The sequence below is a fragment of the Streptomyces sp. NPDC012466 genome, assembly GCF_042955215.1.
Lineage (GTDB): Bacteria > Actinomycetota > Actinomycetes > Streptomycetales > Streptomycetaceae > Streptomyces.
The window spans coordinates 351,458-365,204 of sequence record NZ_JBIBEQ010000004.1; the positions used below are offsets into that span (position 1 = coordinate 351,458).

The window sequence follows — 13,747 nt, forward strand, 5'->3', positions numbered from 1 at the left end:
GCTCCGTGGCTCCCGCAACGGGCCCGGAGCCCGTTCAGTCTGCGCTGACCACGTCGGAGGCGGCCTTCAGCACGGCGTCGAGGGCAGGGTGCCCGGCGTCGCCGCGCCGCCACAGGGCCCGCGTGTAGGTGGAGGTGGCGGGTCGCCAGTCCACGACCCTGCGGAGCCGGCCGTCGGCGATGTCCTCGGCCACGGTGACCTCGGGAAGCAGTCCCATGCCGATGCCGCTCTCGGCCATGCGTTTCACCGCGGTGATGGAATCGAGCCTCAGCGTCCGCCCCGGCCGCAGGGTCGACTCGACCTCGTTCAGGAGCCCGCCGCAGTGACGGATGTCGAGGTCGGCGCTGACGAGAATCGACGACACCGCCTCCTCGGTGCCCGGGCGGCCGGGACCAGGTCGTTCTCCGGCCACCAGAGCGAACGGCTCGGGGCAGAGATCGGAGTACTCCAGATCCTCGTGCGACGCTCCGCTTCCTATCATGAACACGCAGTCCATCTCCCCGTTGTGCAGCATGACGAGTGCCTCTTGAGGGGTGGACAGCCGGAGCGATACGTCCATGTCCGGATAGCGCAGGAGCAAGTATTCGATGAGCGGGAGCAGTCGGTGGTTGATAAGGCTTTCCGACGCACCGACGCAGATTTTCCCCTGCGGCGTGAGTGACGCGTCCGCGATGCGCCGGACGTGACCGCTGAGCCGCAGTATCTCGCGGGCCTGTTCCAGGATGGAGCGGCCAGCTCTCGTCGGCCGGACACCGCCCGGTAAGCGCTCCAGCAGGGGCAGACCGAGCGACCGCTCCAGTGCCTTGATGCGATTGGTCACCGTGGGCTGGGTCACCCGGAGCATGCTCGCAGCCCGTGTCACACTTCCCGCGTCCACGGCGCCCAGGAATGCCTCGAGATGCCGCGTATCCAATTCTTCCCCCGTGTCAGTCGACCCGTCGAAATGCAAGCCGCACTACGTCGGCTTTCTTCCCCCGCTACGTCGTCTGTCATTCCGGTCGTGAATGGCATACGAGCGATCACGGTGTCTGCGAGCGTAGCGTCACCCTTCTCTCTCATCAACATGTTTGGTACTGGCATTTATGGGGAGGCGCCTTTTCCCGGAAGGGCGATTTCACGTCAGTTCAGCGAACGCGGACGACAGGTCCGGCGTCCGGGGCGCGCAGCCGGATCGCCCGCCCTTTCCGCACCGCAGCTCGCCGAGGCCGAGACGTAATCGGCGAGCACTCTGGTCGACCGGTCCATGGCAGCGGCCCGCTCGTCGCGGCCACGCAGGAAGCCCATAGAGCTCGTAACACGATCATGGGTGGGCCTTATTGAGGCGTCTCCAGCAGATGAGGCTGCAGGCCAACGAGACGAAGGTGTCGTGGAGTTCGGTTCGGCGTTCCCAACGGACGGCAAGGCGTTTGAACTGGTGGAGCAGGGCGAGGGTCTGCTCCACGGCGTAACGGAGTTTGCCCAGGCCCTTGATGTTTCGGGGCGCCCTTGCGGGAGATGACCGGCAGGATCCGCCGCTTGCGCAACTCCCGGCGGGCGGGGTTGGAGTCGTAGCCCTTGTCACCGAGGAGCGAGTCGGGGCGGCGGCGCGGCCGCCCGGGCCGTCCGGCCACGGGCGGGATGCCATCGACCAGGGCGAGGGTCTGGGTGACGTCGTTGACGTTGGCCGCGGTGGTGATGACCTTGAGCGGGGTGCCGCGTCCGTCGCAGATCAGGTGGTGTTTGCTGCCCGTCTTGCGGCGGTCGACCGGCGACGGACCGGTGTCGGCGCCCCCGTTTTCGCGCGGATGTGGGAGCCGTCCACGCACGCGCGGGACCAGTCGAGTTCGCCGGCCGCGTTCAGCTCGGTGAGCAGGATGCGGTGCAGTTGGTCGAAGACTCCGGCCAGCTGCCAGCGGTCCAGGCGCCGCCAGCAGGTCTGTCCCGAGCCGAATCCCAGCTCCAGCGGCAGGAGTTGCCAGGCTATGTCGTTGTAGAGGACGTACAGGATGCCCTGCAGGCACAGCCGGTCCGGTACCGGCCGTGGGCCCGGCGACTTCTCTGGCCAGGGCGGCAGCAGCGGCTCGATCAGCGCCCACAAGTCGTCGTCCACGATCCAAGGCCGGGTGCTCACATCCTCCCGAACGGCGGAATCGTCACATCGGTCACGCCGGACCCGGGCACTACAACAAGATCAAGTTACGAGCTCGTAGGACACGGCCTGATACCGCAACGGTCTTCGGCGTGACTGGTTGCCAGGCTGTTCGCTGGCCTGGGCATGGATGGGAGTCTTGGTGATGTCAGGGCGTAACGGGGAGGCTAGCGAGGTGCCGCGAGTACGTCCCGGAGTACCTTCGCGAGCGTGACGCGGGCCAGCTCGTGTCTCAGGGTCTTCTCGATGCCCTCGTAGATGCTCTGCATCGCCGGCTGGATGCCGTGACCCACCACGCATCCCTGGTCCGGGGTGGTGCGGTGCATTGCGAACAGCGGGCCGGATTCCACTGCCTCGTACACGTCGAGCAGGGTCATCGACTCCAGCTCGCGTGCCAGCGACCAGCCCGCGCCCACGCCCCGCCGGGACTCCACGAGCCCGGCCCTGCGCAGCTCGCCGAGCAGCCGTCTGATCACCACTGGGTTGGTGTTCGCGCTGGTCGCGATCTGCTCGGAGGTGGCGACCTCATGGCCCTGGCGCTGGTAGAGGCCGATCCAGGCCAGCGCGTGGGCGGCGATGGTCAGCCTGCTGTTGGCACTCATGGACTCCTCCTCTCGGCCGCAACGCTTCATGTTACGGCAGTCGTAACAGTGCAGGTTGCAACAACCTGTCGTAACAATTAACGTTGCGACTGCCGGGAAGGGTCAATCAACGAGGTGAGAAGAATGAGCAAGCCACTCACGGGCAAAGTCGCCCTGATCACCGGGGGGTCGCGCGGACTGGGAGCCGCGACCGTACGACTGCTGGCCGAGCAGGGCGCCGACGTCGCCTTCACCTACGTCAGCTCCGAGAAACAGGCGCAGGCCGTCGTCGACGAGGTGCACGGCAAGGGAGCCAAGGCCGTCGCCTTCCAGTCCGACCAGGCGGACACGAGCCGGGCGCCGGCGCTGATCGACGACGTGGTCGCGCACTTCGGCGGCCTGGACATCCTCGTCAACAACGCGGCGATCTCCGTGGCTGGCACGGTGGACGACCCGGATGCCGACACCGCCGCACTGGACCGGATGCACGCCACCAACTACCTCGGCGTGATCGCCGTCATCCGGGCCGCCTCCCGAGTGCTGCGCGCGGGCGGCCGCATCATCACAGTGAGTTCCGGACTGGGCTCCCGGGTCGGCGCCCCCGGCCTTGCCGACTACTCGGCGACCAAGTCCGGGATCGAGAGGTACACCATGGGCGTCGCACGCGACCTCGGGCCCCGGAACATCACGGCCAATGTCGTGGAGGCCGGACTGATGGAGGGCGGCATGCAACCGCCGGACCCCGAGACCCTCAAGGCCCTGGTCAGCTCGCTGTCCCTGCAACGCATGGGGCACCCTGACGAAATCGCCGCGGCGATCGCCTTCCTGGCGAGCCCCGCCGCGTCGTACGTCACGGGCGCAGTGCTGGACGCCCACGGCGGCTACAACGCCTGAACCCGAACCCCTGCCGCGCGCTCCGAAGGACATCGCGCCTTCGGGGCGCGCACCGCCAACGACCCGCGTGTGCGTGGACACGCCTCAAGAAGCCCGGATCGTGATCGTGTTACGAGCTCATAAGGCCTTGTGCCGCACGCTGGTCGATCGACAAGATCGTCGTCGACAAGATCGAAGAGCACGGCACACCTCAGTGCATCCACGCCCTCGGGAAGACGACAGCGCTTCGACGCCCTTCCCGTCCTGCAGAGCACTAGAGGGGAGCGAGTGGCCAGCTTCGCTCGACGTGGCCAGAGGGGCGTTGAGTCACACCGGAGGAGCGGGCCCGTGGTGCGACGCGCATCGCCGGACTCTGTCCAGGGGCCCGCGCTTTTGACGGTCGTGGTGTCAGTCCGCTTCCGGGTGTGAGATGCCGGGACTCATACCGAAAGGGCACGGCCGATGACGCTGGCGGAGTTCGGCCCAGGTGGAGGAGTCCGTCGAAGCGGTGGCGTTCGGTATTGGCCTGTTTTGGCCGGCCGCTCGCTGTGCGGGGAGCGGAAGACCGACGCGACGTTCCGGCGCTCGGGCACGCACGTGCTGCGGAAGGTCGAAGAATCAGGGTCCGTGCCGGTCACGCAGTCGGCACGGACCCTCCTGTGCCTTGCGGACGCAGGACGTCTTGCTGGCGACCACAGCGTGTCTTCCGTTGATCGGCTATGTCCGTTCGACGAGTGATTACTGATGCGATGGGGGACCGGATCGCGCCGCGGATGCCTGTCGATCCCATTCGCGGTAGGCGGTGGGCCAACCACCGTCCGACCTTGGAGGTGGCGGTGCCTCGGGGCAGCTGAACACGGCGATTCGGCACACGCCAGACGCAGGCTCGTGCGTCAGCTTGCACGAGGGTGTCGTCCTGCCTGCTGAGGCAGCGTTACCAGTAATGCCGGCGGCCGGCGACCGCGTGTCCCATGGAGCCCATGATCCACAGGACCGCGCCGATGACCACGAGGATGATCCCGATCGTCCACAGGATCGATATGCCGGTGACGAGACCGACTACCAGCAGGATGATGCCAAGGAGGAGCATGACCGCCTCCGGTGGGAAGTAGTGCTGCTTTCACTGTGGACCGCAGTACCGTCCTTGGGGAAGTGCCAGTACCGGACGTAATGCGGGGCCTTGGGCGTAACCGTGGCGCTTGAAGATGTCTGCCGGACTATGCCGTTCCTGCATTCCTGCCGGGGCGGCGAAGATCCGCCGTTGTCGCGGCCCGGACGGTCATCGCCGAGTCAGGGTGATCATCTCTCATTCCCTTCTGCCGCGCGCCTCGGGCCGCTCCACCTGACGTCCCCGGCCGTCGTCACGCGCCTGCTGGAAGGCGTCGGAGATTGTCTCGGCGGCGCCGGACAGGGCTCCCTTGGTCTTGCCGCGCGCGCCGGACTCGGTCGCCTGCCCCGTGAGCTCGGTAAGCCCGGCCGGCTTGCGCGGCCCCGCTTCCAGGTCGAGGCGGTTGCACGCCTCGGCGAACCGAAGGTAGGTGTCGACGCTGGCCACCACGATCCGTATGTCGATCGTGAGTAGCTCGATACCGATAAGGGAGACCCGCACGTACGCGTCGATCACCAGCCCGCGGTCGAGAATGAGTTCCAGAACGTCGTAGAGGCCGCTGGAACCGCCCCCGCCGCCCTGCTGTGTCGCGACGGTCATCGCGACCAACTCCTTGTCGTCTGTCTCTGCGCGGTCCCGTCGGCGCTGTTCCTCGCTGCGACGCAGGCTTGCAAGGGCGAGTAGCCCCACCACCTGCTACCAAACGCGTGTACGAGCTCGACGAGGCGGACGCCATCTGGCGCGGACCCGGAGTGAGGGCTTGTCGCTTCGCTATTCAACATGCGTGTTTCCGGTTTCACACCCTTTGGGGTGGTGAGCCGGACACGGAGCGAGCCGCACGCGAGAAGAGAGGGGGAGCGCACGGGGAAGACGTACGGCAGACCGGGCCGGTACGCCGGGAGGAGGCCCGCGTCGAACGCGAGCCGATCACGGAGAAGGCCGGATGCGGCCCTGACCGGGCCCGACATCAGTGAGGCCGAGCGTCAGGTCACCCTGCACGAGGAACCTGCGGCAGAGACCTAGGCGGTACCGGTGGAGCGGGTGCGTTTGACGACGGCCGAAGAGACGGACGAGGAGACGGTGCGCGGCCAGGTTCGCAAGGAAGAGATCGACACAGAAGGCGTCGACGAAGACCGGCGCGCCAGGTATTCGAGCCCGCATCGTCCACGCGCTGCCACCCGGCAGACGCGGAGAGGGGCCCGGCAGGTCAGCAGCACCGCGACGTCGAGACGCTGCCTCAGACAGTGGACTTCAGGCGGCCGGGAAGGCGTGGGCAAGAGCACGGGAACAGAAAAGGAGTCGGTTGTCATGACACAGGTCGAGCAGCCCCTGACAGACGCCGCCATCAAAGTTCGCCAAGTCAACCACTACCAGTTCAGCTGGGTGGCCGGAGAACCCGGCCAGCGCGGCACCTTCACCCTGCAACTGGTCCTGGACGAAGGAGCCGGGGAAGAGGTCCTCACGGTCGACGCCGACGACGCCGACGTCCTGAAGGATCTACTGGAGCATAATCAGACAGTCCAATACGACGTCCCACGCCACACCCTGATGTTCGGCGTGACGCCAGCCGGCAGCTGACACCCAGCAGCCCACCGCACACGCCACGAAGAGAGATCGTCGCGGCTGGGCCGGGTGCACGGAAAGGATGCCATCGGGAATGGCCGCCGGGCAGACCGCGGGCGGCTCGCCACGCCGGCTCGCCACGCCCGGCGTCGGGGCGGTCTGTCCGGACGGTGCGAGCCGGCTCCGCGAAGAACAGAGCGGCACCGAGGGCATCCAGGAAGACCGGCACGTAGCCGCGCCTGCGTCGCCTGCACGCGTCGGCCCGCTCGGAACCCGCACGAGCGGGTCGGCGCTGCGTACCGGGCAGCCCCACTACCCCGGCACACGCGGACAAGCCGGCCAGGCCGCCGCCGCGACGCACCAAGACCGCACCGTGCGGGCAACCCGCGAGCCGTGACCCAACCCGTTCCTCGAGCACCGCACCGAGCCGGACCTCTGATCTGGTCTGTTCGGGGTACTCGCGTGCTCACCAGTAGACGGGCTGCACCACGGCCCGTCGTAGTGAACCCGAGACGGACGGGAGGTGATCGTCGTGTCGACCATGCAGCCACCCCCTGCCGGCCCCGACCGCAGGAGTACTCACAGCACCGATGAGCCGGTGAGCGAACTGGTGCAGCGGGCCTCGCAGCAGCTGACGGAGCTGGTGCGCGGCGAGCTGAGGCTGGCGCAGGCGGAGATGAAGGAGAAAGGCAAGCGGTACGGCAAAGGCGGCGGACTGTTCGGCGGCGCCGGAATCGTCGGCTTCCTGATGCTGCAGGCGCTGGTCGCCACCGCGATCGCGGCGCTGTCGGTGCCGCTGCCGGTATGGGCCGCCGCCTTGATCGTCACCGCGGTCCTGGGTGTGATCGCCGCAGTGATGGCCATGACTGGAAAGAAGCAGGTCGACCAGGCCGCGCCGCCCACGCCCGAGCAGACGGTCGAGAGCGTGAAGGCCGACGTGGCCGAGATCAAGGAGAGTGCAAAGCGATGACCCAGCCGCCTCACGACGAGCCCACCGCCTCCAGCCCCGAGGAACTGCGCGAGCAGGTCGAGCAGACCCGCGCCGAGCTCGGGGAGACGGTCGAGGCGCTGGCGGCCAAGACAGATGTCAAGGCCCGCGCCCAGGAGAAGGCCGCCGAGGTCAAGGAACAGGCCGCCGCGAAGGCCGGCGACTTGAAGGGGCAAGCCGCCCTCAAGGCCGGGGAACTGAAGACGAAGGCTGTTGGCCTGGCCCACCAGGCGCAGGACAGGCTGCCCGACCCGGTCAAGGACAAAACCGCCCAAGCCGCTGGGCAGGCCAAGGCGAAGGCTGCCCAGGCCGGTCAGCTGTGGGAAGAGAAGGCACCCGAACCGGTGCGGCAGAAGACCGCCCAGGGGGCACAGCTGGCGCGGGACAACCGCAATCTGCTGCTGGCAGCAGCCGGTGCGGCCGTCCTGGTGTGGCTGGTCCGCCGCCGTCGGCAGAGGTGAGCTGTAGGCGCCGGAGATCGCCTACAAGCCGGTCGGTCTGGCGCTGGGTGCCGTCAGGGCATGCTCGCCGCCGGCCCCTTCAAGCAGGCGTAGATGCTCGGCCATGAGGAGGACACCCGGGACGCCACCGACGAGTAGCGCGGCTTGGCCTGGTCCCGCTCGGGGCCCGAGTGCCGTGCGGGGCCGTACGGCGCACCACCGCTTTGCTGCCGGGGCCCGTCGGCAAGCCCGCATTCGACTTCCCTGACGTGCCGTTGCCGTTGCCGCTGCTGCGCCAGAGCCGTCTCGCGCGCGGCGGTGGGCGGTGCGGTGCGCCCACAGCGGGGCTGCGTGGGGCACATCGGCCTGCCCTGATGACGGTGAAGCCGGGGGGCGGCGAACGGATGATGCCTGGCGAGCACGGCCTCACCTCCGCCGTCCGGCCCGATGAGATGGATGTCCTGCCCGGACAGGGCGACCACGTGCCACTTCACGCCGCTGAAGCGGACGTGCGCGCCCCGACCTTCACCGTCGGCCCGGCATGGCACCGCGCGCTCACCTGGCGCTTCCCCTCCTGCCGGGCCGCTCGATTCCCGGGCGGCCCGGCAGGACGCGTTGGTGCAGCGGTATATCCGGCGGTGCCGTCAAGTGCTCGTGCCACAGGGCGTGGAAGACGACGTTGCAGGACCGCGATCGGGTCCCGACTGGTTCGCGCCTTCGGCCAGCGGTCGCGGCCGCATGAACGCCTCGAGCCTTTGGCGCGCGCTAAAGAGGCACAGCACGACGTGGTCACCCGCGGGGGCGTTCAAACACGGGAGTGGCGTTCGCGTTGTACGCCAGGGTAGACCTCTGAGCGGTGCGATGTCTGGGGTGGTCAGTCCCGGCTGGAGAGAGGAATCCGAAGTTCCACCCGGAGCCGGATCGACGTGTCGATCGGCAGCCCCGTGCCGGAGTAGCGGAGGTCCTTCGAGTAGTTCGCGATGAGGTCGAGATCTCGCAGCTGGCGCTGAAGCTCAGCCAGGAGTGCTTCGTCGGGTTCGGCCAGGTCCTCGTTCTGCTCGGCGAGATATTCCAGGTGATGGTCGATCGCTTCTACGGCCCGTCGACTGGACCAGACCGCGAAGTCGTTGCAGCCGAACAGATACGCGTGCGCGGCATACAGCGTTGCTGCCGCGGCGTGCTCGTCCGCATCGTCGGGGCCGTCCTGGCCGTCGTTGTGGCAGTAGTCGCTGAGCATGTATTCGGCGACACCACACTTCACCGCCGTGAAGGCAGTGGTGTCACCGAGTACGCCCTCCCACACGGAGTTCAGCAGGGGCCGCAGGCTCATCGTGAAGGGCGCCCGCTCCTCTGCGGGCATTGCTTCATGCCAGCTCATGAGCCGTTCCGCGATGCCAGCAGCGAACACCATGCGTTCACCGGATGACGCGACTGCCAGGCGCTTCTCCACCGACTCCGAAACTTCCTGCCACGTGTCCATACGAGCCGCCCCTGGATTGCGAGACCAGCGTCCTCACGCCGGTGACGGCGATCATCGCACCCACCAGTGACAAGGGCGCGGGCCTGCCGAGCCCACGCAAGAGACAGGGCCCTTGCAGGGCGCCTGTCAGGACACGGACCGGCAGGGGCCAGCCCGCCGGACTTCCCACAGGCTCTGCCCCGCCTCGCCGTCCTCGTCCTGGCGAACAGGACGTCGGCTGCTGGAGCTCGGCGAAGGAGTGTGCCGACCGTTCGCTTGCCATAGGAGTGGTCGGTGCCCAATCCCGAAGCGGGTGGAAGGACAAGCCAACAGTCAGCATGCCGAGCCAGCCGCCTCTGCCGGTCTCCCCGCGGAACACGACCTGTGGGGCCCCTGCACGTTCGCCACAGGTCGCCGATGCCCGCCGTCGGGGTGTCGCCGGCGTTCCAGTGGCGGAAGCCCTCACGGGTGTAGCCATCCGCGACTCCGTCCCCAAGGACAGTTGGTCGACCCCTTCAACCGCGGCAAAGCCGATCAGGACCCCGCCCAGTGGCTGCCGCCCGCCGCGGATGTGCACTGTCGCTATGCCGCGGAGTGGGTCGCCACCAAGCTCCGCTGGAGCCTGACCGCGGACGGCCCCGGGCTGGCCGCCCTGCGGGAGCTATGGCAGGCGACTGCCCGCTGCAGTGCGTCGCGTACGAACCGGTCTCGTAGGCAAAGGTCTCAGCGCTGTGGCCTGAGTTCCTGGCGCACATCGAGGTAGCAGCGGCCGTGCACCGGACTCGCCCGGCATCGAGGTCTCCGGACCGCCGACGCGGTCGCCCACCGCCTGCGAGCAGTTCCTGGATGACGAACGCGGTCTGGTCGTCGCACGCCGCAACGTCAACGGCGGCCAGTCCTCGCTGCGCCACGTGCGCTTCACTGATCGGCTTCATGTCTGGCTCGACACCTTCGTGATCCTGTGGATCCCCGGTCCGGTGCGTGTTCACTCGACCGGGTAGAGCAGCCGGGGTTCGTGCGCGGTGTCGCGGCTGAAGACGGACGTACTCAGCGGGCTGCTGGAGGGCCGTATCCAGCCGGTCGGCACGCGCAGCACACGTCATGCGGTGCCCTGATGAACCTCAGCGCCGCGCAAGCTGCCTCGGTTGTCCGGTGCGTTCGCGGAGGTGCTTACGCCGGGGCGATGCACATAGACATGGCCACGTGGGAGAGCCAGGGGCGCGCCGCCATCAGAGACATGATCGACGCTCTGGGCGGGGATCTGGACGCGTTCCAGCATGATCCTCTCTCAGCCCTGCCTCTCATGGACGATTTCGTCCTCCGTATGCCATGGCAGCAGTTCGAAGAGGACGACTGGGTATGGATACACGCGCAGTTGGTGGCGTTCGTCGCGGAGGTCCTCCAGCACCACCACGACGGTGTGTGGAAGAGGCTGCCGGCACCTGACACACACTCGGGCTGGATACCGGTGAGGCTCCACGGCCGGCCCCGCCGGACTGCGTCTGCTCCCTTGCGGCGCAGCGCGGTCAGGAGCTTACGGAAACAGCGCGGGCTCAGCCCGGTGAACGGGCCTGTTCAGGACGGCTGCGACACCGTGATCACACCAGCCACACCTTGATCATCCCAACCGGTCGGCCGGGCCGGAACAGTATCAGAGCTCTGGGATGAAACGTGGGTCGATGCCCATCCCGGCAATGCCCTCGCGCACGGCACGGTCGAACCGCTTGATCTCTGCCACGAGAACGTCCCAAGCGACGGGTGAGGTCCAGAAGTCCGGCGTCAAGATGGAACCGACCCGCCAGCCCTCATCGGAGTGGACGATGCCGATCATCCCCTTCTCAGCCTGCATCGAATCAAGCTCGAAGTTCTCATGACCGACAGCTGGGCTCTGGAGCCAGAGCGCCAGGTAGTACGCCAGCTCAGCCACCGGGAACGCCTCCTCGGACCACACCTCCCGCCCCTGCTCCCAGATGGACAGCTCTGCCTCGATGTCGAGAAGCAGCACCTCCAGGGGCGCCTCCTGCAGTGTGAGGCCGCGCCGGGGCAGGTCCGACAGTCCAAAGCTCCGGCAGACGAACTGCACCGCCCGGCCTCCATGAGATCTGAGGCCGGCTCAATGCCCTGGCCACCCAAATACGGACAACCCTACCAACCGATGCTTGGCGTCCCGCCAGGCCCCTAATTTTCGGGACGCCCCTTAGAGGTCCTAACAGAAGCTGTTGATCATGTGACTGTCGGCTTGGTTGCTCGTTGGTCTGGTCGTGGGAAAGAGGGAGTCGCGTCCGTGGATCGTCTCGGATGAACTGTGGTCGCTGATCGAGCCGTTGCTGCCCGAGCCGGGTCCGAAGCTGGTCGAGGGCAGGCCGCGGGTCCCGGACCGTCAGGCCTTGTGCGGGATCCTGTTCGTGCTGCACACCGGCATCCAGTGGGAGTACCTGCCGCAGGAGCTGGGCTTCGGCTCGGGGATGACGTGCTGGCGGCGCCTGGCCGCCTGGAACGAGGCCGGCGTCTGGGACGAACTGCACCTGGTGCTGCTGAAGAAGCTGCGGGTGGCGAAGAAGCTCGACTGGTCGCGGGCGGTGATCGATTCCTCTCATGTCCGGGCGGCCCGGCGGGGCCCAAAAGCGGTCCCAGCCCGGTCGACCGCGCACGTCCGGGCAGCAAGCACCACGTCCTCACCGACGGCCAGGGCATCCCGCTCGCGGTGTCGCTGACCGGCGGCAACCGCAACGACGTCACCCAACTCCTGCCCTTGCTCGACAAGGTCCCGACGGTCGCCGGTGTCGTCGGCCGCCCGCGCCGGCGCCCTGATGCCCTGCTCGCTGACCGGGGCTACGACCACGACAAGTACCGGCGCCTTGTCCGGGCGCGGGGCATCACCCCGGTGATCGCCGAACGAGGTCAGGAACACGGCTCGGGCCTGGGCGTCTTCCGCTGGGTGGTCGAGCGCACCATCGCCTGGCTGCACGGCTTCCGCCGACTGCGGATCCGCTGGGAACGACGCGACGACATCCACGAAGCCTTCCTCGGCCTCGCCACCTGCCTGATCACCCACCGCCACGTCCAACGCCTTTGTTAGGACGTCTTAGAGAGGTATCCCGCCTGGCACCGTCCCGGCCGCGCGCGAAGCCTCCCGCGCGGTCGAAGGTGACACTCCGGCCGGTGCGCAGTACCGGCACATGGTTCGGTGTTGTGGGCTCGAGCGGCTGGCGGCCGAAAGTACTCAGCACCGCAGACCGATGACAGCCCAGTTGCGCCGGGCGGCCTGGCCGACGACGTCACCCCATTCGGTGACGAGTTGCGAGAACGATGCGAAATCCTGGATCCAGCCCAAGGGGTCGGTGAGGTGGCGGTCGAAGGGATCGCGCAGTGTGTCGAGGTGCGGCTCGACCTGCCCCCAGAAGTGATGGAGCGCCATTACTTCCTCCGGCAGCAGCCAGAGCATGACATCGAGTTGAGAGGTCCAGTCACAGGCGTGTGACTCGATGCTCGGGGAGACGCTTGAAGTCGGGGACGCGTAGATCGAGCCGTCCCAGAACAGTGGGGCGCTGAACTGGTCGAGAGCGTCCCGCAGCGGCGTGTCGACGAAGGCGCGCAGTTCGTTCCAGCGTTCGCCAGCCCAGAAGTGCGCTTTGTACGAGGTCATGGTGTCGAGGAACTCGTAGCGCCCCCACCACCGCGCCTCCATGGGGTCGGGCCATGTCCACCCCGGCGGAGGGAGGTAGTCATACGCATCGTCCGGGCCGAACGCGGCCTCCTCCACCAGTTCGTCCCTCTGTCCAGCCGGCACCGACTTCAGATGGGCCCAATCGACGATCAGAACCTCCATGCACACGCCCATGCGGTCAAGATACGAAATGGCTGGCCGCCCCCTTGGAGGCGGGTCCTCGAGGAACGCCGCCACCACGCACGGGAATCTTCGTGTCCCACCGTGATGCCCGGTTGACCGTGCACGGCAGGCGGCTGCTGATCGAGCGTGCCCGTTGCGGCCGTCCGGTCGCCATGTCGCTGCCGAGATGGCCTGTCACGGGCCACAGCCCACAAGTGGATCCGCCGATGGCGGACCCAGGGCGTGGCCGGACTGCATGACCGGTCCAGCCGGCCCCGCACGACGCGGCACCGCACCCCTGCAGCAGTGGAGGATCAGGTCTGCCCCCTGCGGCAACAGCGCAAGCTGGGCCCGGTCCGCCGTCTCGACTGCGCAACGACTTCGAGTACGCCACGGTGGAACTGGAAAAGCACCCGGCTACCGCGAGGAGCACTGGCGGTTCACCCCGGCCCCGGGGCACGAGGAGCTCTCGGACATCTGGACCGACGGTGACGAGCTGGACATCGTCAGCGGCCACCGGCTCCAGATCGTGGGCAGCCACTGCACCGCTGACGGGGCCACGCCGTGAGAGTAGCGCCGGGAAACCCCCTTTGACCTCCGCGAACGGAACGTTTTCCGCGCACAAAGATGCGTCAGCTCGTCGTTGACCGCTACTCCTCAGCGGGGTCAGGGTGAGGGAGCCGGACCGGATGCCTGACACCGCCTCCCCGCGAGCCACGGACAAGGGGCGGTGCGGCCGTGAGCGCAGTGCCCGCGCCGGCCCCGCTGTTCGTGGGCC

The 13,747-nt window shown here is 67.8% G+C and carries 13 protein-coding genes and 6 pseudogenes; 9 read left to right on the forward strand and 10 right to left on the reverse strand.

All coding sequences use genetic code 11. From position 1 onward, the window contains the following. Positions 1 to 34: 34 nt before the first annotated feature. From ACFY9E_RS17495 to ACFY9E_RS17505, 3 genes and pseudogenes are all read right to left on the reverse strand, one after another. The gene (locus tag ACFY9E_RS17495; RefSeq protein WP_390984496.1) at positions 35 to 949 is read right to left on the reverse strand and encodes a LysR substrate-binding domain-containing protein; all 915 of its coding nucleotides are present in this window, start codon (positions 947 to 949) and stop codon (positions 35 to 37) included. 351 nt (positions 950 to 1,300) lie between these two features. Then, positions 1,301 to 2,110: pseudogene (locus ACFY9E_RS17500) on the reverse strand (IS5 family transposase). A gap of 185 nt (positions 2,111 to 2,295) precedes the next feature. After that, entirely contained in the window at positions 2,296 to 2,730 is a 435-nt protein-coding gene (locus tag ACFY9E_RS17505) for an Rrf2 family transcriptional regulator (RefSeq protein ID WP_390984499.1), read from the reverse strand. A 123-nt stretch (positions 2,731 to 2,853) separates the two neighbouring features. On the opposite strand from ACFY9E_RS17505, the gene ACFY9E_RS17510 reads away from it, so the two are divergent. Together ACFY9E_RS17510 and ACFY9E_RS17515 are read left to right on the forward strand one after the other, a co-directional pair. After that, positions 2,854 to 3,603 carry an SDR family oxidoreductase gene (locus ACFY9E_RS17510; protein WP_390984501.1) on the forward strand — a complete coding sequence of 250 codons (750 nt, stop codon included), beginning with the start codon at positions 2,854 to 2,856 and terminating at the stop codon, positions 3,601 to 3,603. Positions 3,604 to 4,301: 698 nt separating this feature from the next. Further along, positions 4,302 to 4,412, forward strand: a pseudogene (locus ACFY9E_RS17515) (IS5/IS1182 family transposase); the annotation flags it as partial. 104 nt (positions 4,413 to 4,516) lie between these two features. Here the strand turns inward: ACFY9E_RS17515 and ACFY9E_RS17520 are convergent. Beyond that, complete coding sequence (locus tag ACFY9E_RS17520) at positions 4,517 to 4,672, reverse strand: DUF6131 family protein (protein WP_390984504.1); 156 nt, start codon at positions 4,670 to 4,672, stop codon at positions 4,517 to 4,519. A gap of 216 nt (positions 4,673 to 4,888) precedes the next feature. Next, a complete protein-coding gene (locus ACFY9E_RS17525) occupies positions 4,889 to 5,290 on the reverse strand; it encodes a gas vesicle protein GvpJ (RefSeq protein WP_390984506.1) in 402 nt (133 codons plus the stop codon). Positions 5,291 to 5,737: 447 nt separating this feature from the next. Here ACFY9E_RS17525 and ACFY9E_RS17530 point away from each other — a divergent pair, with 447 nt between their 5' ends. The 3 genes from ACFY9E_RS17530 (at position 5,738) to ACFY9E_RS17540 (ending at position 7,702) form a co-directional block, all read left to right on the forward strand. Next, the gene (locus ACFY9E_RS17530) at positions 5,738 to 6,268 is read left to right on the forward strand and encodes a hypothetical protein (RefSeq protein ID WP_390984509.1); all 531 of its coding nucleotides are present in this window, start codon (positions 5,738 to 5,740) and stop codon (positions 6,266 to 6,268) included. Between the two features lie 526 nt (positions 6,269 to 6,794). After that, complete coding sequence (locus ACFY9E_RS17535) at positions 6,795 to 7,223, forward strand: phage holin family protein (RefSeq protein WP_390985105.1); 429 nt, start codon at positions 6,795 to 6,797, stop codon at positions 7,221 to 7,223. Then, on the forward strand, positions 7,220 to 7,702 hold the full coding sequence (locus tag ACFY9E_RS17540; protein ID WP_390984511.1) for a DUF3618 domain-containing protein: 483 nt from the start codon (positions 7,220 to 7,222) through the stop codon (positions 7,700 to 7,702). Before ACFY9E_RS17535 ends, ACFY9E_RS17540 begins: the two co-directional genes overlap by 4 nt. Positions 7,703 to 8,555: 853 nt before the next feature. Here the strand turns inward: ACFY9E_RS17540 and ACFY9E_RS17545 are convergent. Beyond that, positions 8,556 to 9,161, reverse strand: coding sequence for a hypothetical protein (locus ACFY9E_RS17545; RefSeq protein WP_390984514.1), 606 nt, complete (start codon positions 9,159 to 9,161; stop codon positions 8,556 to 8,558). A gap of 496 nt (positions 9,162 to 9,657) precedes the next feature. Between ACFY9E_RS17545 and ACFY9E_RS17550 the strand changes: the two are divergent. Then, positions 9,658 to 9,854, forward strand: a pseudogene (locus ACFY9E_RS17550) (HNH endonuclease); the annotation flags it as partial. Positions 9,855 to 10,018: 164 nt separating this feature from the next. On the opposite strand, the pseudogene ACFY9E_RS17555 reads toward ACFY9E_RS17550, so the two are convergent. The 3 genes and pseudogenes from ACFY9E_RS17555 to ACFY9E_RS17565 form a co-directional block, all read right to left on the reverse strand. After that, a pseudogene (locus ACFY9E_RS17555) lies at positions 10,019 to 10,075 on the reverse strand (hypothetical protein); the annotation flags it as partial. Positions 10,076 to 10,610: 535 nt separating this feature from the next. Continuing rightward, a pseudogene (locus ACFY9E_RS17560) lies at positions 10,611 to 10,751 on the reverse strand (IS5/IS1182 family transposase); the annotation flags it as partial. Positions 10,752 to 10,791: 40 nt separating this feature from the next. Then, entirely contained in the window at positions 10,792 to 11,223 is a 432-nt protein-coding gene (locus tag ACFY9E_RS17565) for a hypothetical protein (RefSeq protein ID WP_390984516.1), read from the reverse strand. A gap of 178 nt (positions 11,224 to 11,401) precedes the next feature. On the opposite strand from ACFY9E_RS17565, the gene ACFY9E_RS17570 reads away from it, so the two are divergent. Next, positions 11,402 to 12,219, forward strand: a protein-coding gene (locus ACFY9E_RS17570) for an IS5 family transposase (RefSeq protein WP_390984519.1) whose coding sequence is annotated in 2 segments (ribosomal slippage) — positions 11,402 to 11,737 and positions 11,740 to 12,219 — 816 coding nt in all. Because the reading frame shifts where the segments join, the coding sequence is not laid out codon by codon here. Between the two features lie 144 nt (positions 12,220 to 12,363). Here the strand turns inward: ACFY9E_RS17570 and ACFY9E_RS17575 are convergent. After that, positions 12,364 to 12,969 carry a hypothetical protein gene (locus ACFY9E_RS17575; protein WP_390984521.1) on the reverse strand — a complete coding sequence of 202 codons (606 nt, stop codon included), beginning with the start codon at positions 12,967 to 12,969 and terminating at the stop codon, positions 12,364 to 12,366. Positions 12,970 to 13,061: 92 nt separating this feature from the next. Here ACFY9E_RS17575 and ACFY9E_RS17580 point away from each other — a divergent pair. Together ACFY9E_RS17580 and ACFY9E_RS17585 are read left to right on the forward strand one after the other, a co-directional pair. Then, positions 13,062 to 13,329: pseudogene (locus tag ACFY9E_RS17580) on the forward strand (leucine zipper domain-containing protein); the annotation flags it as partial. Next, positions 13,226 to 13,537, forward strand: coding sequence for a hypothetical protein (locus tag ACFY9E_RS17585; protein ID WP_390985149.1), 312 nt, complete (start codon positions 13,226 to 13,228; stop codon positions 13,535 to 13,537). The pseudogene ACFY9E_RS17580 and the gene ACFY9E_RS17585, both read left to right, overlap by 104 nt. The last annotated feature ends 210 nt before the right edge of the window (positions 13,538 to 13,747 follow it).

Coding starts and splice junctions, on each gene's coding strand:
- ACFY9E_RS17505 (WP_390984499.1), bottom strand. CDS start 2,730: ATGAGTGCCAACAGCAGGCTGACCATCGCCGCCCACGCGCTGGCCTGG.
- ACFY9E_RS17510 (WP_390984501.1), top strand. CDS start 2,854: ATGAGCAAGCCACTCACGGGCAAAGTCGCCCTGATCACCGGGGGGTCG.
- ACFY9E_RS17520 (WP_390984504.1), bottom strand. CDS start 4,672: ATGCTCCTCCTTGGCATCATCCTGCTGGTAGTCGGTCTCGTCACCGGC.
- ACFY9E_RS17525 (WP_390984506.1), bottom strand. CDS start 5,290: ATGACCGTCGCGACACAGCAGGGCGGCGGGGGCGGTTCCAGCGGCCTC.
- ACFY9E_RS17535 (WP_390985105.1), top strand. CDS start 6,795: ATGCAGCCACCCCCTGCCGGCCCCGACCGCAGGAGTACTCACAGCACC.
- ACFY9E_RS17540 (WP_390984511.1), top strand. CDS start 7,220: ATGACCCAGCCGCCTCACGACGAGCCCACCGCCTCCAGCCCCGAGGAA.
- ACFY9E_RS17545 (WP_390984514.1), bottom strand. CDS start 9,161: ATGGACACGTGGCAGGAAGTTTCGGAGTCGGTGGAGAAGCGCCTGGCA.
- ACFY9E_RS17575 (WP_390984521.1), bottom strand. CDS start 12,969: ATGGAGGTTCTGATCGTCGATTGGGCCCATCTGAAGTCGGTGCCGGCT.
- ACFY9E_RS17585 (WP_390985149.1), top strand. CDS start 13,226: ATGACCGGTCCAGCCGGCCCCGCACGACGCGGCACCGCACCCCTGCAG.